Here is a 24,148-nt window from a genome sequence, read left to right as displayed (position 1 = left end):
CACAATACCCGTGGCAAACGTACGAACATTTGCGCTGAATACCGTTAGTATATACAAATATTTGTACCCTAAACGGTAGCATTCTCCCTTTGAATCCGATACAATAATAGGTGAACCCGATATATAACATCTCACATTATCTGAAATGCGTCGGTAAGACGCGTTTCTCATCTTAGCAAAAGAAGGTGCAATCGTTGTCGCAAAATGATAAGCCATGCGCTATTTACGGCGGTCAAGCCGTAATCGAAGGAGTCATGTTCGGAGGCCAGACTACTAACGTAACGGCCGTTCGCCGTAAAGATAATTCCATCGATTTTCTCGAAGTGCCCAAGACCGAAATCGGCTGGGTACGGCCCTTGAAGAAAATCCCTTTTATCCGGGGCATTGTGGGTATTGTAGAAGCAAGCGCCAAAGGAGCGCAGCATCTTAACTTTTCGGCGGAAGCCTTCGCTGAGGAGGAGGACGACGGGACCCCTAAGGAAGAGAAGAAGGAAAGCGCGTCGGGACGCCTGTCCATGATTTTGGGAGTAGCGGTCGTAGGGGTCTTGTCCTTCCTGTTCGGCAAGTTCGTCTTCACGCTGGTACCGACGGCTATTGAGCAGCTGTTGTTCTCCAATATGTTCGAGAATCAGATCGGACACAATCTGGTGGAAGGCCTGATCAAGATCATCTTGCTTGTCGGCTACATTTATTTCATCTCCTTGACTCCCATGATCAAGCGTCTGTTCCAGTATCACGGGGCCGAGCACAAAGTGATCAGCGCGTATGAAGCCGGAGTTGAGCTGACCGTCGAGAACGTGCAAAAGTTCAGCACGCTCCATTACCGCTGCGGCAGCAGTTTTATCGTGTTTACGGTTCTTGTAGGAGTAATCATTTACTCCTTTTTCCAATATGATTCCTTCATCGAGCGCATCGTGCAGCGTTTGATTTTATTGCCGGTAGTTATCGGGGTGTCCTATGAGGTGCTGCGCTTCACCAACAGCCTTCGCGAAGTTCCCGTGCTCCGCTATCTCGGTTATCCCGGGCTTTGGCTGCAAATGCTGACGACCAAGCAGCCCGACGATTCGCAAGTTGAAGTATCGATTGCTTCATTTAACCGTATGAGGGAATTAGACGATAAAGCAAGAGCATAATATGGATTAAAGGGGGAAGCAGCGATGAAGAACCGGTATTCCATTGCCACCTATATCATATTGGGGCTAGCGCTGATCGGAGTCGCTTCCGTTGCGCTGAAGCTGATTATTCCGATCATTGTATTCGGCATCATCTTCCTGCTGTACAAATTTCCGCCCAACCGTTGGCGCAAACCTACTTTTACAGCTAAAGGCAGCGGCGGCAGAACCAAAGAAAAACGAACACGGAACGCAACCTTTCGCGTTATAGACGGAAATAAAGGGAATGCTGACGAGCCTCCCAAATATCATTAAAACGGCGATTGCTCGCCGTTTTTTTTTTGCGTTTCACTTCTTTTTACGCAGCACATGCTCCATGTAGCCCTGCTTGTAATCGGCCATTTTCCATTTATTGAAGAAATGCTCTCCGGCCAAGGAACCTGCCTCGTACAGCTCCTTGCTCTTCTCGTTGGAGATGTCAAAATCCGTCACGCTAACGCCCAGCGTTGGAATTTTGATCGTTCTGAACCGGTTGGCGTCTTCGATATACCGCTCGTCGTGCGCATCCATCATTGTAGAGAACAGCGCCTTCAGCATAGAAACGGGACCTGCAATGGTATTCGGCTGTCCGGAACCTCTCCCTACCAGCTGGAACCCGATCGTGGGAACCATTTGCTCCACTTCGAAATTCGGGCTGTTTTCCTGGTCAAATACCCAAAGCGGGAAGTTGCTTAGCAGGCCGCCGTCCACGATATAAGCGAATTGATCTGCGAAGGACTGCTTCGGGAGTTTCTTGCTTGCAGCTTTACGTACAATTACGGGATCGAAAAAATAAGGGATGCTGGTGCTCATCCGAACGGCCTTGGATACGAGCAGCTGTTTGGGATCGATGCCGTATTGGGCGATATCTTCCGGCAGAACAAGCAATTTGCGGTCCGATATATCCGATGCAATAATCCGAAGCTGATTGAATTTGAGGTCGCCGAACGTCCTTATTCCTTTGGCCAGCAGCAGCTGGTGAATCCAGTGCTCCAACGCCTCTCCCGAATAGAGTCCCTTCTTGAGAAACAGCCGGGTGACCGGCCCGATGATTTTCGTATTGAATATCGGAGCCCGTTTCAGGAACGAACTGAAAGGCGTAGCCATGATCAATCGTTTCATTTCTTCCGAATTATAGCCTGCCGCCACCAAAGAGGCCACGATCGCGCCGGAAGAGGTTCCGGCAACCTGGTGAAACTTCAGGCCTCTCCGCTCCGCCGCGCCCACCGCACCGGCCAGCGCGATTCCTTTTACCCCGCCGCCCTCGAATACCGCATTAATCTGCACATGCATCCCTTCTCCCCGTTCATAGACTCCCAAACGCTGCATTTAATAGGAATGTATGCGCGGCGAGTTTGTACCTATGTCAGCCATTAAGGGAAGCACGGCCTAAGAATGCCGGGTATGCAAGGTGAACAGGCTCGTGGCGAGCCCCCCGGCTGTTATCGTCAGCAGGGACAAGACCATCGTTTCCGCAGAAAGCAGCAGCCCGCCGAGAGATATGATAATGCCGTCGATAACAAAAATGATGACGCCTACATTAACACGAATCCATCTTGAGATAAAGACCGCCAGCAAATCGGTTCCGCCCGTGCTCGTCTCATACCGAAGCATAATCCCGATACCGCTCCCGATAAAGAGTCCGCCGATTATGGAGCTGCTGATAGGTGACAGCTCAATGTAATATAGAAAATGATATTGATACGGCTCCAATAAATCAACGAAAAACGATGAGACCAGCATGCCGTGCAGGCTATTGTAAAATAAAGCTCTGTACCGGAACCAGGCGATCAGAAATATCGGAATACTCGCCAATATCATCACGAGTCCTACCTTCAGTTCATACAAATAGCTGATGATAAGAGCGATTCCGATAACCCCTCCATCCAAGACGATAAACGGAATCAAATAAAAATTAATGCCTATGGAAATCAACAGGCTCCCGATAAGGATCGCAGCTATTTTCCGGGGGAGTGGAATCAAGGCGAATCAGCTCCTACTACAGCATGTCTATATATATATGCTGCAAGTCCAAGAAATTTCCAGTATTACGCAAAAAAACCACCCCTTTAACGAAAGAGATGGCAGTTCCAATCTGAGTGGCTGATCTAGCGAGTTAACAGCGGCTTGAGCTCCTGAATGACCGCGTCGAGCTGTTTCGAGCATTGCTCGTACATGCTTTTCGCTTCCGGATTGTCGGTGCTCAAGCTGAACATTTCGATATCCGCCTCACATTTCTTCATAGTTGCAAGCAGCGCCGCTTTTTGCTGCGGCGCGGCCACCTGCAGCATATCGTCGTACAAATCGACATAGAGCTGTCCGTAGGTGTCAACCTGACCTAAGAAGACGTTCTCGACCGTCACCCCGATCTTCTCCAGCTCCGTATGCAGCCATCCGGGACTGAGTCCGATCGTAGCCAGCGGCTCGTCCAGCCTTTTGCCGTCCATAATGACCGTCTGCGTCTCCTGCTCGGGGGCAACCTTAACACCCAGATGCTTAGGCGTCAACGGCTGATTCTCGCGGGTAAGAAGCACATTCACATCGCCGCTCGGCTCCATGATCGCAAATTCGACGTCGGCGACCCTAAACACGTTTTTTTGGCGTAAGACTCCCAACAGCTCATCCGTGGTAAGCCTTTCTTTCTTCAAATTATCTTCGAGCAGCTTGCCATCCTTAATGAGTATGGTGGGTGTGCCGTCAATAAAATCCCTCATCCGCTTGCTCTTGATCTGCAGAAACTCGATTAACAGAGAGACCGCTACCCAGACGAGCAACGCCACTACGCCAAGATGCCACTCCGCTTCCGTATCCAGCGATATGTAGCCCGCCAAGCTGCCGATGGTAATCCCGGTGATATACTCGAATAACGACAGCTGGGATACTTGCCGTTTCCCAAGGAGCTTGGTCATCATAAATAAAACGGCAACAGCCAACAAGGTTCTTATTGCAACCTCTATCCAATCAGGCATGTTTCAGGTCCCTCCGCATTCTCAGGCTTGAACTTCCTTCTTATCTAAATTATTTGTAGAACGAAATGGCTATATGAACGACATCTTTTACCACACCCGCAGGATACAGGATTACCATGAAAAAAAAGAGATACACGGCGATAGCGTGTACCTCTTTCCCGTTTAAAACTGGGAACGCAGCTTTTCCACAATGGAAGCGGTGCTTTGCCAGTCTTCTTCGGTTATTTCCTCTTTACTGTACTTGGCCTTCTCGAACACCGTTAATATGTGCTCCAGATCGGCTCTCATCCATTTGCTCTCCTGCGACCATCTGCGAACCGTCTCGCGCATCGTCTCATGCTCGTGGCGGGTATAGCCGTTGCGGCGGCAGATGCGGAGCAATCGCTCGCATTCGATAATGACCTTCTGCTTCAGCAGCGAAGCGCGGCGGCGCTCCAGCTTCTCCTGAAGCAGCTCGATCAGTTGAAGCTTCCACACGGCAAATGCTACTGCCGCGGCAGCCACAGCTAACGCAGCAGCGATAGCAGCGGTTCGACCATGACGCGCCATACCCGTTTCTTCCGGAACGGCCGGTGCTGCTTCAGGAACGGTCGAGGTTTCCAGCGACAGCTCCTCCACTTGTACGGCACGAGGCAATGCAAAGCCGGAAGTAGGCTCGAACGGCACCCATCCCCAGCCGCTGAAATACACCTCTACCCAAGAATGGGCATCGGCGTTGCGGACCGTGTAAACGCCGCCCGCATCCGGATCCACCAGCTCCTGATCGCCGAACATTCCGAACATTTCATCCATCGTCACCGATTGTCCGGAGGCGTAGCCCTTGACCCATCGCGTCGGCAAGCCGACGGATCTGGACAACACCGCCATTGCGGACGAATAGTAGTCGCAGTATCCTTCCTTGATTTCAAACAGGAACCGGTCTACGAAATCGCGGCTCCGACCCTTCGTTAAATCGGGTTTGTTCGTGTAAGGGTAATTCTCGCGCAAATATTTCTCGATGGCTTTCGCCTTATCGTAAGGATTGGCCGCGCTTTTTGTGATCTCGGCCGCCAGCTGGCGAACCCGGCCCGGCAATTGCTCTGGAAGCTGCAGAAACTCGTTCATGTCCCCGCGACTGACTGCATCCGGAGCTGTCCGCAGCCCTTCTTCATCGATGATAGGCATTTGCGATATGAGCGTATACGCCTTCGGATAAGGCAGACTGGACTGCGGGCTTACACGCAGCTCCGACTGTGAAGCGGCCCACCGCAGCGGCTCGAATCCGGCGCGTTCGCCGTTAATATCGACAATTTTCTCGATATCGTAAGCTCCGAACAATACGGGATACTTATCTTCGGACAAAATGTTGACCGTCTGCTTCACTTCGATGGTCTTCATTTTGCTTCCGGCGCTGCGCGGGTCCTCAGCCAGAACCGTATCCGGCCTTACGCTGGATAGCGACGCTCTCCGGTCGGATTCCGAGCTGTCCCACCCTCTACCGGTATAAAGGGCGCGGGTTTCGCCCCTCCAATAGCTGCGGTGGGACGTATCCACCGTCATGACCGGTGTGAAATCGAACTGAAATCCGCTGCCTAGCGCCGCGTCGCTGCGGCTGTAACCGGACGACGTATCGCCGGCGGCCGTCGCAACCTCGACGCCTTTGCCCGTTGTGAAATTTACGGCTTCACCACGGTACGTTCTCCAGGCGGTATACGGGTCCGTTACAAGAGGACCTACCTCCGGCATGAACGAGCCGACCAGCACCGTGAGGCTGATCAAGGAGATGACCGGCACGGCAATGGATGCCGGGTAGTCGGCCATATAGCTCCAGGCCGTCGGATCGTTTTTGCGCAGCTGCTGAAAATGGCTCAGGATGAGCAGAAACAAACCGCAGCAGACCGCCATGGCCACTTGCGGCCACAAATAAATGCTGGAAAAGGAATCCCGTACGCACATGGCGATTACGCTGACAATCATTAGCACATAGACGCGCCATTTGACTTCAACCCACCAAATGACGGTTAAATATGCGGCCCATGCAGCCAGGCCGAACCACAGGTAAGGCGTTAATTGATATAAGTTCAGAAACAATTGGGATGAGAAGAAGCTCTTCAGCTCCATCTCCTCGATAGCCTCGAAATGCTCAAGCACCTGCACGTTGATGACAACCACCAGCAGCAGCTGGAGCAAGCATCTTGCAAGCCAATGAACTCTTGGAAAATGCTCTACGATAAAAGTGGCAAGCAAACAAAGCTCAACGATCAAAACCGTCTCCGGAAGCCACAAATGATCTTCCTTCGTAAACCATAGCACGAATTGAAGCAGGAACAGACCGACCAGCAATACGCTCAAGCGGTGCGGCCAATTGCTCAAAAACACCCGCCGTACCGTAGAAATGGCTGTACTCATCCGCTTCGACCTCCCAACACGACAGGCAGCTCATGCAGGGACGATATCGCGTAGCCGGTAACGCCGGAGGAACGCAGCTGCTTGATCCAGCGCTCCTTGGCGTCCGTGTCCGTGCAAAGCCACAGGTGGCAAGGGTTCAGCTGCAGCTGCTTCAGCCAGCTAATAATTTGCAGCATCGGCTCGCCATGAATCGGAGAAATGATGGCGATAAAGCTGCCGGGAACCAAAGTCTGCACCTTCTCGCGGAGCACCTGCCGCAGCGAATATGCACCGTCAGGCTCTACCTGGATAAAATGCTGCTGAACCGTCTTTTGCTGGTTTTGGCCAAGCTTCGGCTCGAAATAGGTGTCATCGGCACCGGTGGACAGCAATCCGAGCGCAAGCGCCCGGCTGTGACCGTACTGAAACAACGAAGCGGCTACGGATACCGCCAGCTCGAACAGCTCCGGATCGGGGTAAGCCTTCCGCTCCCGGTCAAGCACAAGATACGTTTTGGGAAGCGATTCCCGCTCGAATTCCTTCGACTTCCACGTTCCCGTCTTCGCCGTAGCGTTCCAATGAATCCGGGATAGCCTGTCGCCGTAAATATATTCGCGAACCCCGTTGATTTGGGTGGTCTCACGGACCGCCCGCGTCGTGGTCGAGTGATGGTTCGTACCTTTCATCATCTGATGGAACTGCTGCCACTCCCGGATTTGAATCGTTTGCGGCAGAACGACAATGCTGTGCGGCAAATCCAGCGAGCCGCTATGCTCGAACAAGCCGAATATATCCTCCGTCACGCATTCGGTCGTACCAAACGAATACGAGCCTCTTCTCAGAGCGGGTGTCCGGTACTCCCACTCCCCTCTCCGGCGCCAATCGGGAACGATAGTCGCTTCGAAGACGAGCTCGCTTCCGTTCTTATGATACAGCCGGTCTTTCACGAAAATATAGGGCATGGGCCAAAAGCCCGGTATTTGCAGCTGAATCGCTATGCCTAGGGAGCTCCCGGCCTCCAAAGTGCCGCCGTGATCAACATTATATAGCGTACGCGCCCCTTGGGTGCGCTTGATGCCGCTCCATTGGCCGAGCAGCAAATATATACTTAAAATGCTCATAATGACAAAAAGCATCAATGCCAGCTTGCCGCCTTGAAACAGGAGGAAGCACAAACTCCCGAGGAAGCTCGCCAGAACAGCCCAAAATTGCTTGCTTGCCCGCTGTCGTTCGGTCCATTTCTGCACGAAAGTTTCCCTCATCATAGTCATTTCTCCAATCGGATAGGCACTCTAACCTGCTGGAACACCGATTGCAGCACGGACTGTACCGTAGCCCCGTCCATTCTCGCTTCAGCATGAAGCAGAATGCGGTGGCCCAGGACGAACGGCGCAAGAACCTTTATGTCATCCGGGATGACGTAATCCCTCTCCTGGATCAGCGCGTAAGCTTTGGCCGCCTGAACAAGCGCCAGCGTAGCGCGCGGACTTGCTCCGAGGAAAATCGCCGGATGCTCGCGGGTCAAGCGGGTGATGGCAACGAGATACCCTGCCACCGCATCGTCCATATGCACTTGCTTGACCCGCTGCTGGATGGCGCCGATTTGCTCCACATCCGCCACAGGCTGCAGCAGCTCGATCGGATGCACGACGCTTTGGGAGAGGATCATCTTGGTCTCGGTCGCTTCATCCGGGTAGCCAAGACTGAATTTCATCATGAAACGGTCAAGCTGAGCCTCGGGAAGCATGTAGGTGCCTTCAAAATCGATCGGATTTTGCGTCGCCAGCAGCAGGAATGGATGCGGAAGCTCATGCGTCTCCCCGTCCACCGTAATATGGCGTTCTTCCATCGCTTCGAGCAGAGCGGATTGCGTTTTGGTCGTAGCGCGGTTAATCTCGTCGGCAAGCAATATATGTGTCATAATAGGGCCTGGACGGAAAATAAATACTTCGTCCTTGGGATGATATATGGAAACTCCCGTAATATCCGTAGGGAGTAAATCAGGATTACACTGGATCCGGCGAAACTGTCCTCGAATCGACTTGGCCAATGACTTGATCAATACGGTTTTCCCGGTTCCGGGAACATCTTCCAGCAGAACGTGTCCTCCCGCCAGCATGGCTGTCAGCAACAGCATAATCTCTTCCGATTTGCCGAGGATGCAAGATTCCAAATTTGCTTGTATGCGCTTAACAATTTGTATATCTTCTTTTACGATAGGCTCCATGATCCTGATCCTCCTTATGATATGTGGGTGAAATTAGATATACGGCAAAAGCCCTAATTCTATTTTACAAGATTCAAAAAAAGCCGTATACATGCAATAATGCTAAAATTGTTTGTATAATTACACATTTTGGCACCTTTTCGCCAGCTTGTCCCTCCATTCCGCGCTCCTGCTTCCTTTCAGAACCACTTTCAAGCATCCGAAATAAAGAAAACGCCCCAAGGAAAAATCCTTGAAGCGTCAAGCGAGCGCTCTTACTATTATTACGCATGTAACCCTGGATAAGTTGCTTATTTTTTCAAATTTAACCTCTCGGTCTGCACACCAGCGCAGCCAGGAAAGAGAAAATAATCGCGGCGGATATACCGGCGCTCGTCACTTCGAAAATACCCGTAATGATCCCTATCGCTCCGTTCTGCTTCAGCTCTGCCATCGCCCCATGAACAAGCGAATTGCCGAAGCTCGTAATCGGGACCGTAGCCCCAGCCCCAGCGAAATCGATGAACGGCTCGTACAAACCGACTCCGTCCAGCACCGCACCCGCTACGACGAGCGTGCTCATCGTGTGAGCCGGCGTCAGCTTCGCAACGTCCATCAGCAGCTGACCAATGACGCAAATAGCTCCTCCAATGACAAAAGCCCATACAAACTGCATGAACATAATTTACTGCGCCCCGCTTTCTATTGCTACGGCATGAGCGATACAAGGGATATTCTCTCCCTGCTGAAACGATAGCGGGGACAGCAGCGCACCGGTCGCTACAACCAACACCCGCTTCAGCTCGCCTTTGCGAAGCTTTTTCATAATATGCCCGTACGTCACGACGGCGGAGCACCCGCAGCCGCTTCCTCCGGCCATGACCGCTTGGTTTTCAATATCATAGACCATCATGCCGCAATCCTTATAGGTCGTTTGGTTCATTGGCACCTTATGCTTTTCGAACAGCTCGCAGGCAATATCGTATCCCACCTTAGCTAAGTCACCGGTGACGATCAGATCGTAATATCCGGGCTCCCGCTTGAAATCGCGGAAGTGGGCTTGAATCGTATCCACGGCAGCCGGAGCCATGGCGGCTCCCATGTTGAAAGGATCCTTGATCCCCATATCCGTCACTTTGCCTATCGTCGCCCCGGTAACAACGGGACCGTCCCCTTTGCGGGCCAGCACGGCCGCTCCTGCTCCGGTTACGGTATATTGGGCCGTCGGCGGCTTCTGCGAGCCGTATTCGGTCGGATAGCGGAACTGCTTCTCCGAGGTGCAGTTATGGCTGCAAGTACCGGTCATCGCATATTTGGCGGAGCCGGAATCGATGATCAGCGAGGCCAGGGCGAGCCCTTCCATGGACGTCGAGCAGGCGCCGAAGATGCCGATGTAAGGAATAGACCAGGTTCTTGCCGCGAAGGTGTTGCTTATGATTTGATTCATCAAGTCGCCGCCGACATAGAACTGCACTTGCTCTTTGGTCAAGCCCGCATTCTCCACCGCCAGCTTGCCCGCTTCCTCCATCAATGCCCGCTCCGCCTTCTCCCAGCTGTCTTGTCCCAGCGTCAGATCACCGTGCACAATATCAAAGTCGTTGACCAGCGGCCCTTCGCTTTCATCCGGCCCTACGACGGTCGCCGTAGACTGAATCACCGGCTTTTCGCGAAAAATCCAGCTTTGATGTCCCTGCAGCATGCCAGATTACCTCCCCATCCCAAAGATAAGATGAATAATCCCGATGACAAAAGCGGCGACAGTCCCGAATACAATGACGGAGCCCGCCAGCTTGAACATATTGGCTCCTACCCCGAGGACAATGCCCTCGCTTTTGTGCTCCAGGGCGGCAGAACACATCGAGTTGGCAAATCCTGTTACAGGCACGGCCGAGCCGGCACCGGCCCACTGCGCGATTTTGTCGTACACCCCAAAGCAGGTAAGGACGACGGAAATAAAAATCATTACGGCCACGGTAGGATTGCCCGCAGTCCGTTCCGTAAATCCGAAATAGCGAATGAACATCTCGCTAAAGGCTTGTCCGATGACACAGATCAACCCGCCGACTAGAAATGCGCGAACGCAATTTTTAAAAACCGGTCTTGGCGGTTCCTTTGCTTTGGCCAAAGCTTGATATTCCTGCTGTGTCCAAGTGAGTTTTTGCTTTTGCTTTGCCTTTGTAGCCATCGAGACCATCCCTTCCGTTAACTTTTCAACATTGGTGCGAGCTTCTCTATTTCCGACCGAATTTGGGCGGCGGCGTTCTCGTACATGACTCTGGCCTCTTTACTCTCGGTGGACAGGCTGTACAAGACCAGATCGGCCTCGCATTTTTTCAAATTCGCCATCAGCAGCTGTCTCTCGTTATTTTGCGGCACCTGCAGCTTATCGTCATACAAATCGACATATAAAGAACCGTATGAATCGACCTGCCCTAAAAATACATTGTCGGAAGTAACCCCTAGTTTCTCCAATTCGGTATGTAACCATTCGCGGCTGAAGCCAGCGATCGCCAGCGATTCATTCATAATACGACCGTCTAGAATAACGGCTTGCGGCTCCTTCTCGTGCCGGACCTGAAGCCCGATGTCCTTGGCTGTGAGAGGCTGATTTTCTTTTTTCAGCAGCACGCTTAAATCCCCGCTCGGCTCCAGAACGGCAAATTCCACATCGGCCACGTTGAACACATTTTTTGTACGCAGCTGCTCGAGCAGCTCGTTAATGGTGTACCGCTCCTTCTTCAGGTTTTTTCCCATTACCTTGCCTTCCTGAATCATAACGGTTCCTTTACCCTCTAACAGATGCCTAAGCTTAATGCTTTTTAATGTAATCAGTTCAATGGTCAATGGCACCAGAAACCAGGTAAGCAACGCGGCGATGCCGTGAGCGTAATGAGCCTCAACGTCGGTGGAAATGAAGCCTGCAAGCTCGCCCAGCGTAATCCCGGTAATATACTCGAAAAAAGTAAGCTGGGAAATTTGCTTTTTTCCTAAAATTCTCGTCAATATATAGAGCATCGCGATAGCGCTGAGCGATCGGAGCACTATATGAGGCCAGTCCATTCCGTCCTCTCCTTTCCGATAACGAAATGTTTCACAAGTAAATTATTTACCACTGGCGGGATCGTTATAAAAGGTCGAGCCGTTCACTTTTTTCCAGCTGGCCCCCAACTTATTCCAGTAATCATATGTTTTGACCCTGCACACATTAGTATAGGACTTGTAAGGGAGGTGAAAACAATGACAGTTGCATCTAACGTAAAAACAACGCTTGCTTCGTTGAAAAGCGCTCAAGCAAGCTTGGAAACCTTTGCTCTAAGCACGCAAAATCAAGAGGCAAAGCAAGTGTTTGAGCAAGCGGCTAAGACGACCCAATCCGTTGTGGATCAAATTAGCGGCCGCGTACAACAGCTGGAAAATGAAGAGCCTCAATACAAGGGCTTCTAATTTTCTAATGAGCTTTAGAAGCCCCAGCCTTGCATATCCTCGCGTGATGTGCAAGGCTTTTTATTGCCGCAGAAAACCGCAACTTTCATAAAAACAGCCTTGTGCTCCTAAGGCACAAGACCGTTTATCCATAAGCGTCTACAAAAAGGCAATAAGCAGCAGGACCAGCAAGATGAAGAGCACGAGAATGATCACGAGGGGCGTTTTATTATTCATACATGTCGGCTCCAATCCACAAACACATTTTACTTCCTTAAAGCTCCTAATAAAGTATGCCGGGCGAAAACACTTGGAATGTGTATATGCCTATTTCGAAAATAATGATATAATAAGATCATTGTTCACGTTAACATAAACTTATTTTGCGGGAGGCTACCTCATTCATGGCGATTCAAAGTAAAGAGCAGCTCTTATCCTTCGTACAAGAAACAGTGAAAAACACTCAAGTCACCGACATACATACGCACTTATTTGCCGAATCGTTCGGCGACTTGCTTTTGTGGGGTGTAGATGAGCTGCTTACGTACCATTATCTCATTGCCGAAACATTCCGTTTCCGCAGCGACCTGTCCTATGAATCGTTCTGGGCTATGAGCAAGCAGGAGCAGGCCGATCTGATCTGGCAAACGCTGTTCATCGAACACTCTCCATACAGCGAGGCTTGCCGCGGTGTCGTTACGGTTTTGAACCGCCTTGGTTTCGATCTGTCGAGCCGCGACCTGAATTCATACCGCGAATATTTCCGTTCGGTCAGCGCTTCGGACTACATCGATCGCATTCTTGAGCTGGCCAAAGTCAAGACGGTCGTGATGACCAACGATCCGTTCGATGCTTACGAGCGTTCCAAATGGGCCGAAGGAGGCAGCACCGACTCCCGTTTCCTTGCTGCGCTGCGCATCGATCCGCTGCTGAACTTGTGGGATACAAGCTGGAGCAAGCTGGTAGAGCAAGGCTATGAGGTGAAGCAGGATTTGTCCGGCGAAACGCTGGCGGAAATCCGCCGTTTTCTGAAGGATTGGATCGGCCGCATGAACCCGCTTTATATGGCCGTTTCCCTGCCTAACGATTTTGCTTATCCGGAAGATTCCGTGCGCGTCAAAATTATCGACGAATGTATCGTACCGGTAGCCCGCGAAGCAGGTATTCCGTTCGCCATGATGATCGGTGTCAAGCGCAAAGTCAATCCGTCACTTAAGGATGCAGGCGACAGCCTTGGCAAGAGCGATATCGGAGCCGTTGAGCGCATCGTCAGCAAATACCAGGACGTAAAATTCCTCGTAACGATGCTGTCACGGGAAAATCAGCACGAGCTTGCCGTTACGGCGCGCAAAAACCGCAACCTGCTTGTATTCGGCTGCTGGTGGTTCCTGAATAACCCAAGCCTTATCGAAGAAATTACACGCATGCGCCTGGAGCTGCTGGGCGGAAGCATCATTCCGCAGCATTCCGATTGCCGCATCCTCGATCAATTGCTGTATAAATGGGATCATTCCCGAGGCATTATTGCGAAGGTGCTGTGCGATAAATACAGCGACTTGCTGGATGCCGGCTGGCGTCTGGAGGAAGAAGAAATCCGCCGTGACGTGGAAGACCTGCTCGGCGGCACGTTCTGGAAGTTCCTTGGTAAACCTGATCCTGCGGTAACCCGATAATCAAGAAGAAGGCGACCTTATCATAAAGGTCGCCTTTGTTTTTGAAGAAAGCGGGTTGAAATGCCAAGGGGGACTGCTGCTTATGATGCAGTTTTCCTATCTCAAGCGTCCGGCTTTGTTTTCAGAAAATTACGCGCTAAAATGCATTTTCTGAAAACAACGGCGGCTGCCCACCAACTTGAGAGCAGCCAGCCTATCGGACACCGAATCCGCTATTCCTTAAATTTACGCATCTGTTAAAAGGCGATCGGACATAGGATCCGCTATTTGCTAATTTTTCATGAGAAAATAGCTGATTTTGATGAAATAACGGATCTACGGTCCGATCACTATATAAAAAGTACCGTTTTTGGTAAAATAACGGATCTACGGTCCGCAAGCAATTTTACAATCCTCGTCAGAGGCCCGTTCTAGTATTCCTAAACAACAAAAAATAATAGGCTATGCCAGTAAACTGGAAAGCCCGAATGATAATGGGACGACTGTAAAAGGTGCCAAGCTGGTCGAGATACCCATAAATTCGGAAAATCTGCAGGGATATAAGCCGTCGCACTCAGGTTATCGATAGCCGGGCGATTTTCAGGTAAAGCTTACCATTCTTATATATGATTCACATTATAACTGCAACTGCCAAAATCAATGATCAGAAATGATTATTTCGCAACCGTTTCGGGCTGATGCTCCTGCTGGTTCAGCACTAGCGATCCGTCATCGAGCCGGAGCCACGTATCGAATTGCCGCTCGCCGGAACGCAAGCGGATCATTCTCGCCCCGCGAGGGAAGCCTTCGCGTCCGTACGTATTGTAGCCGGTCGCTCTTCCGTAGCATAGACGAATCCCGTGCAGGGCTCCCCAGTAGTCGTTGGCATGGTCGTGCCCGGCGAACGTGCCCATCACATCACCCATTTCGACCATGGAAGCGAATAAGCCGGTGTTAAGCATCGGGCAGCACACCTTTTCGAACTGATTCCCGTAGCATACTTCGCGATTCCATACCTCGGCGTATTCCGGCAGCGGGATATGAAAGAATGCCAAGGCTGGCAGCGGCACACCGCCGTTGCTTGCCGTTAATCCGAGGGATTGCTCCTCGTACCATGCAATTTGATCTCTTTGAATCCAGCCGTACCCTTTCACATGAGGTATCGTCGACACGCTTCCGGAGTCGAAAAAGTACAACGCCGTCGATGGCCGGCCGCTGCTATCCTTCACGGAAAGCACGTAATTCCCCTCACCGTTCAGCGCCTCAAGACCCGGCTCCGCGAGGCAATGCGAATAACTGCAGGCTTGGTCCATCAGCTGACGTCTCGTAATCTTCGCTTCCGTATCGTGATTGCCGAATACAACAGCCCAAGGAGTCCCGCTGGTTTCGACAACGGAAGCGGCCAAATGAAACCGATGCAGCGGATCGTCGCACCGGTTCGCTTCGATAACATCGCCCGTAAAGACAACAAGATCGGGCTTTTCTTGCTCCAGTACGGCGCTCATAAGAGCCAGCGTCCGATCATCGGCTTCTCCTCCCGCTTTCATATGCACATCGGTAAATTGCACAATGGTAAAAGTACCGTCTTCACGGAATGTCAAATGTTGCTTCACTGTCATCGTCCCCCTCATTAAATTACCTTCATGAGTCCATAAAAAAGGAAGGTTTCCTTTACCTTACTCGATGTTGATTATTGATGTTTGTTGTTGTTTTTTGTTTATTTTATGCCTAGGCGCTTATTCTGTCAATCGTTACTTTCTGTGTTTCTTACTGCTCAGATGAAAAAAGAAGAAGCAAAGGCTTCAAGTCCTTTGCTTCTTCTGAACGGGCAGCTCCATCAGGATGCTGCCAGACGGAGCGCCGCCTCGTCTACCGGCAGCTTTCCGCCGCCGAGCAGTGTCAGCATCCGTTCGATTATCGTGACCGCTTGGGCGCGGGTCGTCGTTTCCTCCGGTGCGAGACGGCCGTTGTCCAGCCCTTGCAGGATGCCTTTTTGCACGGCGGTCTGCATCGCGTACTCCTTCGTCATGACCGTGTTCGGCTTCTGCAGCTCTTTGTCTGCAGCGCGAACGGCGATGGCCGCGATCTCGCCGCGGGTAATCGGCTCGTTCCACGCCGCTCCGGTATCCTCCGGCCCGTAGTAGCCTGCATTAGCCAAAGCGGCGGCGTACGGCGCGTACCATTCCTGCCCCGCTTCGGCGGCAGGAATCGTCAGCTTGACGGCGGATGCCGCCAGCTTGGCGAATTCGGCACGAGTCACCGTGCCGTCGGGCTGGAACCTGCCGTCGGGGTATCCGTCGGCATAGCCCTTCTCCAAGGCGGAAGCGATCGTCTCCTCCGCCCAGTGACCGGCCGTATCGCTCATCGAGCGAACGAAGCCGGTCACCGCCGCGGGCACGGTACGGTTCTTGAACGTACCGTCGCCCAGCTGGCCGGACATGTTGCCGCCCCATGTCCACACGGTACCATCCGCCGACATCGCGGCGGAATGGCTGCTCCCCGCGGCGATCTGCGCTGCGCCGCGGATGCCTTGGGCTTGAACCGGGCGCTTCCGGTTCTCAGTGGTGTTATCGCCTAGCTGGCCGAAGGCGTTATAGCCCCAACCCCATACCGTGCCGTCGGAACGCACGGCGAGCGTATGGAACGCGCCGCCGGCAATGGCGGTCACGTTGGAGATCCCCGCCACCCGGCCCGGATACGAGTGGTTCGTCGTCGATTCATCGCCCAGCTGACCGTAACCGTTATAGCCCCAGGTCCATACGGTACCGTCGGATTTAAGGGCGATGGAATGGTTTTTGCCGGCGGCGATGGCAATGATGCCCTCCAGGCCGACGATTTGCTGAGCGGAGCGCTTCAGCATCGTCGATCCGTCGCCCAGCTGGCCGTTGCTGTTGTCGCCCCATGACCAGACCGTGCCATCGTCGGCCAGTGCCAATGCATGGTTATACCCGGCCGCAATCGCTTTGATGCGCATTAATCCGGGTATTTGCACGGGGCTGGTGTGACGGTCCATCGTCCCGTCGCCTTGCTGGCCGAAGGCGTTGTCGCCCAAAGCCCAGACAGTTCCGTCCTTCCTGAGCGCTATAGTGAAGGCGTTGCCCGCCGCAACCGCGGTCATATCCTTCCATCCGCCCAGTAGTGCCTGAGGCGTCTTGCGTCCAATGGACGGCTCCTCGCCCAGCTGCCCGCCCAAATTCAGCCCCCAGCCGGATAGGGTGCCATCCGGGTGAAGCACCGCCGCATGACCGCTGCCGCTTGCTACAGACGCCGCATCGGTAATACCATTCACTGCGCCGGGTTTGTTTTTACCCATAATTCCGTCTCGACCCAGTTGGCCATAAACGTTCTCGCCCCACGTCCACAGTGAGCCGGCCTTCCAAACCATCGTATAGCTGTCTCCCGCCGCAAGCGCTTCGGGTACGAGTGTATTCGTGTAGCTGTATTTGCCGTCTACTGACATGTCCGGCGGCGCTACCAGCAAGCTGAACCTTGGAACGACAGATGGAATAATCCGGTTCTTGGCTTCCCCGTCTCCCAATTGCCCCAAGGTACTGTTGCCCCAAGCGTAAACCGTTCCGTCCGGCTTCACTGCCATGGAATGGAACAAACCTGTTCCAATAACAGCGATTTGTTTCAAGCTGTCAATATTCGTGTTCACAATGGCTTCCTTGAGATCCCCCGTGCCCAGCTGGCCGTAATTGTTCAAACCCCAGCCGCTGACGGTCCCATCCTTGTGCAGAACAATAATATGCGAATTGCCGGCCGCTATGCTGACGGCATCGTTCACTCCGGTAGCTCTCGCCGCAAAATTCCGGTCTTTAAAGCCACCCCCGTTGCCTAGCTGGCCCGATGAATTGTAGCCCCAGGTCCATACCTCGCCATTGTCCTTCAAGGCTGCGGAGAAATTGCCTCCGGCTGCGATGGCTTTGGTTTCATTCGTAAAGTTGACCCGCGTCGGCGTATTCGCTTTCTCCTGCGTGACGGCATCGCCCAGCTGGCCGTACGCATTGTCTCCCCAGGCAGCGACGAATTGATCGTCGAGCAGCGCCAGCGAATGGTTGCCACCCGCCGCTATCGCCTTCACATCTCTCGGATAAGAAAGCTGACGTGGCTCCAGCTTGTCCTCGAACGTTCCGTCACCAAGCTGGCCTTTGGAATTATCTCCCCAGGTGACGATCGTTCCGTCGCTTTTTAGCGCCATAGAATGGTTGTTGCCTGCCGCTATCGCTACAACATTGCTCAAATACGGAATTTCAAAGGGAGCCGTGCGGTCTTCCCTTGTTCCGTCACCCAGCTGGCCTTTTGTATTTTGGCCCCAGGACCATACGGTGCCGTCCTTGCGCAATGCCAATGTATGATTCATCCCGGCGGCAATCGCCGTCACATCGAACAGCTCCTTCACCCGTGAAGGGGTGTAACGGTTCACGTTGGGTCCGGTCCCGAGCTTTCCGTGGAAGCCGTCTCCCCACGTCCATACCGAGCCGTCGCTTTTCAAAGCAACCGTATGGCTTAGCCCGCCCGTTATTTGCACTATGCCAAGGGAAGGAATTGCGCTCGGCACCGGTGAAGCCGGAGAGGAGGACGCCTCCGAGGGCGTCTCCTCCGCCTTGGCGGAGCCGGCTCCAAGCAATCCGGACATCGCTAGTGCGGCTGCCATCACGCACGATACGATACGGGATCGCGTATTGTTACGAAGGTTTCGAATCATGTTCTTTCTCTCCTCCAATGTACGTTCCATTTAAAAGCACCCTGCCAAATTACAGGTTCGAATCATGATCGGCAGACAGGGCTGGAGGGGTTGGGCGCTTCCATTTGGAACGGATCGCCTCCATCATGCCATCCATCAGCGTGTAAACGACAGGAACCAGCAGGAGCGTGACCATGGTGGACAAGGTTAGACCGAAGGCCACTACCGTAGCCATGGAAGCTTGCGCCTCCGCTCCTTCCCCGAAGCCGATGACGAGCGGAAGCATCGCCAATACCGTCGTAGCCGTAGTCATCAATATCGGCCGCAGCCTGATTTTCCCCGCCTCCAGCAATGCCTCGGACAGCGTATAGCCCCGCTTGCGCAGCTGGTTCGTATAGTCGATCAGTACGATCGCGTTATTCACGACGACCCCCATCAGCATGATCATCCCCATGACCGAGTTCATGTTGATCGTCCGGTTCGTCAAGTACAAACCGAGAATCGCGCCGATGAACGTAGGCGGAAGCGAGAACATGATAATGAACGGCCCGTACAGCGATTCGAATTGGCTGGCCATAACCATATATACAAGTACAACGGATAGGCCCAGCATGATGTACAAGCTTTTAAACGTATCGTTGGACTCCGCCTTCGATCCGAGCGAAATGGAATAGCCGTCCGGAGCCTGGATCGTATCAAGACGCTCCTGAACCTGCTTCTCCACCTCTCCCTGCGCCGCACCGGTTATGGCGGCCTGAACGGTGGTCAACCGCTGCTGGTTCGTATGCCGGATTTGCACCGGACTCGAACCCGGAGCCACTTTGGCAATGGCGCTCAATGGAATTTGCGCGCCGGAATTCGTATTCAGCACGACCTGATTCAGATTTTCCAGATTATTGGTAAATTCCTTCGGATATTTGACGAGAACGGAAATTTGCGCATCCCCGGTTTTGAAGTTAGTGGCAACGGAGCCTTGGTAGGCTGTCCGCACCGCCGTCATTACTTCCCGCACGGATATGCCGTAGTAGGCTGCTGCATCGCGGTCGACCGTCAAATCGTAAGCCGGGATACTCCGCTCCAGCGTATTTTGTACGTTGCGCAGCGTCGGAAGCGTGCGCAGCTCTTCAGCTACCATATCGCCGAGCTTGCTCAACACCTGCATGTCCGGACCGTTCAGATTGACGGTAATGTCGGCTCCGCCTCCTCCGCCGCCCAAACCCGGCAATCTTACGGACGAACGGCTGTTAACCGAAATTTGCGCACCCGGGTTGCCTTGCGTCAGGTTACGGATTTGCTCGACGACCTGCTCCGTCTTCAGCTGCCGCTCATCCAACGGCTTAAGCGTAACGCTTATGTTGGCCGAGTTGGTTGACGCGCTCTGGAAAGCGCCGCCTCCTGCGCTGCCGACTGTCGTAAAGATCGTGTCGATATCCGGAATGTCTTTGATCAAATCTTCCACTTTGGTCGCAAGTGCGTTCGTAATTTCAAATTTGGTGCCTTGCGCCAGGCTGATGTTAATGTTCAATTGGCCTTCATCGGATCGTGGCATCATTTCCTGCCCGACGAATTTGGCCAAATAGACGCTGCCTCCCAGCATGCCGACCGTAATCAGGATGATGATCCAGCGATGGCCGAGCGACCAGCGGAGCAAACGGACATAGCTCTGCGTGAAACGGTTCATTCCGCGGCCGAACCATACGGCAGGGTTGTATGAGCGCCCCTCAGGAAGCGATTCATCGTGATGCTTGGTCAGTATTTTGGCTGCCAGCATCGGAACGAGCGTAATAGCCGCGAACAACGCCGCGATATGGGAGAAGCTGACCGTGAGCGCCATCGGCACGAAGAAGTTTTTGATCATGCCGTCAATAAACAGGGTCGGAGCAAATACGGCGATTTGCGCGAGTGCGGACGCCAATACGGCGGTCCCTACCTCGGTAGTACCCTGCTTGGCTGCTTCGATCGGCGACAGCCCCTCTTCTTTCTTCCGGTAAATGCTCTCCAGCACGACGACTGCAAAGTCGACAAGCGAGCCCAGACCGAGCGCCAAGCCGCCTAGCGTAATCGTATTGATCGTCTGGTTGGAGAAATACATCATGCTGAACGTTCCGATAACGGAAATCGGGATAACGACCCCGATGATTAAGGTCGCGCGGATACTGTTCAGGAACAGCATCAGAATAATAATCGAGAAGACCGCACCGAGCAATGTATGTTCAATAACCGTATTAATGGAGCTTTTGATAAATTTGGACGAATCGTTAAGAATGGCGAGCTTCACTCCTTCAGGGAGCTTGCTCTGAATGTCCTCCATCGCTTCACGGATGTTGTCCGCAACAGCGACGGTATTGCCGTCGGACTGCTTTTGCACCGACAAACCAACGCTCTGCTCACCGTTACGCCGGGACTCGAACGTTACGTCCTGGTATGTATCGATAATTTGTCCGAGTTCTCCGATCTCGACCGTCTGGCCTCTTGCCAGCTGAACTCTGACCTTCGATATTTCCGTCGCCGATTTGAACTCGCCGCTTATGCGAAGCGGTACCAGCTGCTCGCCCTTGTAGACGAGACCGGCATCCATCGACTGGTTGTCGTTGCCCAATGCCTGGGTAACCTGGTTGAATGTGATGCCGTATTGAGTCAGCTTGTTCTGATCGACCAACAGCTGAATTTGCCGTACCCGGCCGCCGGTAACGCCGACGGACGCTACGCCCTCGACGCGCTGAACGGCGGGGCTGACAATGTTGTCCGCCAGATCACGTAGCGTAATCAGGTCAACGTCATTGCCGTACAGCGACAAGCTCATGATCGGCTGGCTGTTCGGGTCCGCCTTCGATACGACGGGCGCCTCCGCGTCGGTCGGAAGCTGCCTGCGCACGCGGTCCAGCCGGTCACGCATCGCCAGCGTCGCTTCACTGATATCGGTCCCGAAGTTAAACTGGACCGTGACGTTACTGCTTCCCGTTCGTGAGACGGAGGTCACCGACGTGACGTTGGCTAACGTGGCCATTGACGCCTCGACCCGTTTGGTCACCTGATTCTCGACTTGCCCCGGAGATGCGCCGGACCAGCTGACGGATACCGATGCGGTCGGTATTTCCATGTTCGGATACAGATCGACCGGAAGCAGCGGAGCCGCTATGGAGCCGAGAATCGTTATCGCTATCATGATCATCAAGATCGTGACAGGACGGTTGACGGAGAAATTCGCTAAGTTCACTGTCCTCCACCTGCTCCCGCTTGGCCGTTGGCGCCGCCGCCTTGGTTAGCCGGACGGTTGCCTTGCGGCTGCTGGCCCTGCCCCTCCTGCGGCTTTGCTTTGGCATCCTGCGATTTATCCGATTTTTCGGCTTTTTCGGCTTTATCGGTTTGATCCTTCTCGTTCTTCTTCTCAGCCTTATCCTGCGGCTTGTCGCCTTGAGCAGGCTTATCGCTTTGGGCAGGCTTCTCCCCTTGAGCCGGCTGCGTCGTCGCTTTCTCGCCCTGTGCGGGCGCTGCGCCGCCGCTTGCAGGACGCTGACCTTGCTGGCCTTGCTGTCCCTGCCCTTGTTGCTGGCCTTGCTGGCCTTGTTGTCCCTGCGGTCGCTGGCCGCCTGCCGGAGCCCCTTGCTGTCCCTGCGGCTTTTGGGCGCCGTCTTGTCCCGGCTGTACGATCTGTACCGCCGCTTTGTCGGACAGCAACTCCTGTCCTTTGACGACGAGCTCGTCCCCTTCGGCCAAGCCGCTCGTCACTTCGAAGAGCGAGCTGGTCATCGTGCCGATTTTGACCGTTACTTTCTTCGCCTTGCCGTCCTTCACGACGAAAGCAGCCGTACCGTTCGGCTGGCTGAGCACGGCATCCGCCGGAACCATGATCGCCTGGCGCCCCTCGCTCTTCAGGCTGGACGTTGCGAACATGCCGGGCAGCAGCTCACCCTTCGTATCGTTGACGCGAATATCGACTCCATAAGCCTTCGTTACCGCATCCAATGTAGGGCGGATGGCCGCTACCGTCCCATCGAACGTTTTGTTCAACGTCGGAACGTTGACTTTCATTTCCATTCCGACTTTAATTTTACCGATGCCCGATTCGGGGATATTCACTGTAACCTGGGTCGGATTCAGCGCAGCTACCGAGACGATATTGCCGTTGTTCCCCGCATTTTGTCCGATCGGCGTATTGATTGTGGTGACAACGCCGTCTACCGGCGACAGCAGCACGCCGTCCTGCAGCTGCTCGGTCAACACCTTCAGATTCGTCTGCGCTTGCTCGAATTGGGCTTGGCTCACGGCTACGCTGTCCGTCGATTGCGACGTTTGGTAGGCCTGCTCTGATTGAGCGACTTGTGCTTTCGACACATTAAGGCTGAGCTGCTGGTTCGAGACCGCATTAGCCAGAGCGAGCTGATCTTTTTGCAGCGACTGCTCTTGGGAATCCATAATGACCGACAGCGTGTTCTGCGCATTGGCAAGAGTTATAGAATCCCGTGTCAATTGCTCTTGTGAGATTTGAACGGTTTGGGAGTTTTGGGCTGCAACCAGATCTGACTGCGCTTTCAACAATGCACTTGTCGCAGATACTAGCGAGCTTGGCGTCGTCTGCTGCGCCTGGTCGAGATCCAGCTGGGCCTGCTGCAATTTTTGCAAAGCATTCTCTACATCCGTCGGCTTGTTGCCGCTCGCTTCCTTGACATTCTGATAGTTGATAATCGCCTGCTGGAGCTTTAATTGAAGCGTCTCCAACGAGTTGCTGGAATTGACCTGCGACGTTTGGATACTGTCCTGCTGAGCGTTTAATGTATTTTGAGCATTCGTAAGATTCGTATTATATGTAGTAATGGCGTTATTCAAGTTTTGCTGCGAGATCGCTACCTGCTGCTTCGCCGAAGCAATCGAGTTTTGCTGATCGTTAAGCGCCCTGTTGTAGCTCGCCTGCGAAATCGCGACCTGCTGCTTCGCCGACGTAACGGCATTTTGCTGATCGGCTATCGCTTTTTCCAGATTCGCCCGCTGAACAGCCAGCTGCTTTTCCGCTGTCGCCTCGCTGTTCGCCCGATCGTTCGTCGTCCGTTGAAGCTGAGCTTCGCTGACCGCGAGGGCGCTCTGGGACTGCGCAATTTGCTGCTGCAGCTGCGTCGTGTCGATCTTGGCCAGCGCGTCGCCCGCTTTGACCCGATCCCCCGGCTTCACCATGAGCTCCACCACTCTGCCGGCCACTCTGGACGAGATGTTGGTCGTATACAGCGGCGTCACCGATCCGGTGAACACTTGTCCTCCGCCCACATCCGATTTCTTCACGATTTGCGTTTCTACCGGAAACTGTCTCGGGCCTCCCCTTTGCTGCGCGTTCGGTGCCGCCGACTGTCCTTGCTTCGGCGCTGCCCCGTTCATGAACATGGTTCCTACGACGGCAACGATCGCAATCACCGCAATCGCAGCAACCACCCACTTTTTGGATACGTTTTGGATCCACCTGATCATTCCCATACCTCCATGTATACTTGTCCATCTTCCTTAATCGGGAAATGCCGTAACCCTATGCCGCGGCACTGTGGCCAACGAACCCAGGCTCCCGAGAAACGATGCACCATCTTATCACCAACTTAGCGCATATTCATGATAAAACTATGACGTAAATGTGAAAAAAGTGTAAAAAATTTGGTATTTTTGCCTCTTGGCAGCAAACAAAATAGCCCCACAAAGTGGAGCTTTGGCTT

18 protein-coding genes are annotated in these 24,148 nt (G+C 53.3%); 4 read left to right on the top strand and 14 right to left on the bottom strand.

Features of this window, described 5'->3' with window-relative positions; genetic code table 11:
* Positions 1 to 254: 254 nt before the first annotated feature.
* Positions 255 to 1,133, top strand: coding sequence for a DUF1385 domain-containing protein (locus DVH26_RS13820; RefSeq protein WP_379460459.1), 879 nt, complete (start codon positions 255 to 257; stop codon positions 1,131 to 1,133).
* A gap of 24 nt (positions 1,134 to 1,157) precedes the next feature.
* A complete protein-coding gene (locus DVH26_RS13815) occupies positions 1,158 to 1,427 on the top strand; it encodes a hypothetical protein (RefSeq protein WP_239634261.1) in 270 nt (89 codons plus the stop codon).
* Positions 1,428 to 1,460: 33 nt separating this feature from the next.
* On the opposite strand, the gene DVH26_RS13810 is transcribed toward DVH26_RS13815, so the two are convergent.
* From DVH26_RS13810 to DVH26_RS13765, 10 genes are all read right to left on the bottom strand, one after another.
* Positions 1,461 to 2,438 carry a patatin-like phospholipase family protein gene (locus tag DVH26_RS13810; RefSeq protein ID WP_239634260.1) on the bottom strand — a complete coding sequence of 326 codons (978 nt, stop codon included), beginning with the start codon at positions 2,436 to 2,438 and terminating at the stop codon, positions 1,461 to 1,463.
* A 102-nt stretch (positions 2,439 to 2,540) separates the two neighbouring features.
* On the bottom strand, positions 2,541 to 3,134 hold the full coding sequence (locus tag DVH26_RS13805; RefSeq protein ID WP_345774054.1) for a YitT family protein: 594 nt from the start codon (positions 3,132 to 3,134) through the stop codon (positions 2,541 to 2,543).
* Between the two features lie 125 nt (positions 3,135 to 3,259).
* The gene (locus DVH26_RS13800; protein WP_239634259.1) at positions 3,260 to 4,120 is read right to left on the bottom strand and encodes a DUF421 domain-containing protein; all 861 of its coding nucleotides are present in this window, start codon (positions 4,118 to 4,120) and stop codon (positions 3,260 to 3,262) included.
* Between the two features lie 162 nt (positions 4,121 to 4,282).
* Positions 4,283 to 6,508 carry a transglutaminase TgpA family protein gene (locus DVH26_RS13795; protein ID WP_239634258.1) on the bottom strand — a complete coding sequence of 742 codons (2,226 nt, stop codon included), beginning with the start codon at positions 6,506 to 6,508 and terminating at the stop codon, positions 4,283 to 4,285.
* Positions 6,505 to 7,752 (bottom strand): DUF58 domain-containing protein, encoded by a 1,248-nt coding sequence (locus DVH26_RS13790; protein ID WP_239634257.1) that lies wholly within the window; start codon positions 7,750 to 7,752, stop codon positions 6,505 to 6,507. The genes DVH26_RS13795 and DVH26_RS13790 overlap by 4 nt, the downstream gene beginning before the upstream one ends.
* A 2-nt stretch (positions 7,753 to 7,754) precedes the next feature.
* A complete protein-coding gene (locus tag DVH26_RS13785) occupies positions 7,755 to 8,714 on the bottom strand; it encodes an AAA family ATPase (protein ID WP_239634256.1) in 960 nt (319 codons plus the stop codon).
* A gap of 304 nt (positions 8,715 to 9,018) precedes the next feature.
* Complete coding sequence (spoVAE, locus tag DVH26_RS13780; protein WP_239635360.1) at positions 9,019 to 9,369, bottom strand: stage V sporulation protein AE; 351 nt, start codon at positions 9,367 to 9,369, stop codon at positions 9,019 to 9,021.
* A gap of 9 nt (positions 9,370 to 9,378) precedes the next feature.
* A complete protein-coding gene (gene spoVAD / locus DVH26_RS13775) occupies positions 9,379 to 10,392 on the bottom strand; it encodes a stage V sporulation protein AD (RefSeq protein WP_239634255.1) in 1,014 nt (337 codons plus the stop codon).
* A 6-nt stretch (positions 10,393 to 10,398) separates the two neighbouring features.
* The gene (spoVAC, locus tag DVH26_RS13770; protein WP_239634254.1) at positions 10,399 to 10,878 is read right to left on the bottom strand and encodes a stage V sporulation protein AC; all 480 of its coding nucleotides are present in this window, start codon (positions 10,876 to 10,878) and stop codon (positions 10,399 to 10,401) included.
* Between the two features lie 17 nt (positions 10,879 to 10,895).
* Positions 10,896 to 11,753, bottom strand: a complete 858-nt coding sequence (locus tag DVH26_RS13765; RefSeq protein ID WP_239634253.1) for a DUF421 domain-containing protein — start codon at positions 11,751 to 11,753, stop codon at positions 10,896 to 10,898.
* A 177-nt stretch (positions 11,754 to 11,930) separates the two neighbouring features.
* On the opposite strand from DVH26_RS13765, the gene DVH26_RS13760 reads away from it, so the two are divergent.
* Complete coding sequence (locus tag DVH26_RS13760; protein ID WP_239634252.1) at positions 11,931 to 12,137, top strand: DUF1657 domain-containing protein; 207 nt, start codon at positions 11,931 to 11,933, stop codon at positions 12,135 to 12,137.
* 383 nt (positions 12,138 to 12,520) lie between these two features.
* Positions 12,521 to 13,789 (top strand): glucuronate isomerase, encoded by a 1,269-nt coding sequence (locus tag DVH26_RS13755; RefSeq protein ID WP_239634251.1) that lies wholly within the window; start codon positions 12,521 to 12,523, stop codon positions 13,787 to 13,789.
* Positions 13,790 to 14,442: 653 nt separating this feature from the next.
* Here the strand turns inward: DVH26_RS13755 and DVH26_RS13750 are convergent.
* From DVH26_RS13750 to DVH26_RS13735, 4 genes are all read right to left on the bottom strand, one after another.
* On the bottom strand, positions 14,443 to 15,381 hold the full coding sequence (locus DVH26_RS13750; protein WP_239634250.1) for a metallophosphoesterase family protein: 939 nt from the start codon (positions 15,379 to 15,381) through the stop codon (positions 14,443 to 14,445).
* Positions 15,382 to 15,605: 224 nt separating this feature from the next.
* Positions 15,606 to 18,476, bottom strand: a complete 2,871-nt coding sequence (locus tag DVH26_RS13745; protein ID WP_239634249.1) for an RCC1 domain-containing protein — start codon at positions 18,474 to 18,476, stop codon at positions 15,606 to 15,608.
* A gap of 49 nt (positions 18,477 to 18,525) precedes the next feature.
* Positions 18,526 to 21,672, bottom strand: a complete 3,147-nt coding sequence (locus tag DVH26_RS13740; RefSeq protein WP_239634248.1) for an efflux RND transporter permease subunit — start codon at positions 21,670 to 21,672, stop codon at positions 18,526 to 18,528.
* Positions 21,669 to 23,912, bottom strand: coding sequence for an efflux RND transporter periplasmic adaptor subunit (locus tag DVH26_RS13735; RefSeq protein WP_239634247.1), 2,244 nt, complete (start codon positions 23,910 to 23,912; stop codon positions 21,669 to 21,671). The genes DVH26_RS13740 and DVH26_RS13735 overlap by 4 nt, the downstream gene beginning before the upstream one ends.
* Between the last annotated feature and the right edge of the window lie 236 nt (positions 23,913 to 24,148).

Source organism: Paenibacillus sp. H1-7 (genome assembly GCF_022354825.1).
Taxonomy (GTDB): Bacteria; Bacillota; Bacilli; order Paenibacillales; family NBRC-103111; genus Paenibacillus_S.
This window is presented reverse-complemented; position numbering and strand designations above follow the sequence as displayed.

Excerpts from the sequence above, each read along its gene's own strand:
- DVH26_RS13745 (WP_239634249.1), bottom strand. The coding sequence starts at position 18,476 with ATGATTCGAAACCTTCGTAACAATACGCGATCCCGTATCGTATCGTGC.
- DVH26_RS13755 (WP_239634251.1), top strand. The coding sequence starts at position 12,521 with ATGGCGATTCAAAGTAAAGAGCAGCTCTTATCCTTCGTACAAGAAACA.
- DVH26_RS13800 (WP_239634259.1), bottom strand. The coding sequence starts at position 4,120 with ATGCCTGATTGGATAGAGGTTGCAATAAGAACCTTGTTGGCTGTTGCC.
- DVH26_RS13790 (WP_239634257.1), bottom strand. The coding sequence starts at position 7,752 with ATGATGAGGGAAACTTTCGTGCAGAAATGGACCGAACGACAGCGGGCA.
- spoVAD (WP_239634255.1), bottom strand. The coding sequence starts at position 10,392 with ATGCTGCAGGGACATCAAAGCTGGATTTTTCGCGAAAAGCCGGTGATT.
- DVH26_RS13765 (WP_239634253.1), bottom strand. The coding sequence starts at position 11,753 with ATGGACTGGCCTCATATAGTGCTCCGATCGCTCAGCGCTATCGCGATG.
- DVH26_RS13815 (WP_239634261.1), top strand. The coding sequence starts at position 1,158 with ATGAAGAACCGGTATTCCATTGCCACCTATATCATATTGGGGCTAGCG.
- spoVAC (WP_239634254.1), bottom strand. The coding sequence starts at position 10,878 with ATGGCTACAAAGGCAAAGCAAAAGCAAAAACTCACTTGGACACAGCAG.
- DVH26_RS13760 (WP_239634252.1), top strand. The coding sequence starts at position 11,931 with ATGACAGTTGCATCTAACGTAAAAACAACGCTTGCTTCGTTGAAAAGC.
- DVH26_RS13785 (WP_239634256.1), bottom strand. The coding sequence starts at position 8,714 with ATGGAGCCTATCGTAAAAGAAGATATACAAATTGTTAAGCGCATACAA.
- DVH26_RS13820 (WP_379460459.1), top strand. The coding sequence starts at position 255 with ATGTTCGGAGGCCAGACTACTAACGTAACGGCCGTTCGCCGTAAAGAT.
- DVH26_RS13795 (WP_239634258.1), bottom strand. The coding sequence starts at position 6,508 with ATGAGTACAGCCATTTCTACGGTACGGCGGGTGTTTTTGAGCAATTGG.
- spoVAE (WP_239635360.1), bottom strand. The coding sequence starts at position 9,369 with ATGCAGTTTGTATGGGCTTTTGTCATTGGAGGAGCTATTTGCGTCATT.
- DVH26_RS13735 (WP_239634247.1), bottom strand. The coding sequence starts at position 23,912 with ATGATCAGGTGGATCCAAAACGTATCCAAAAAGTGGGTGGTTGCTGCG.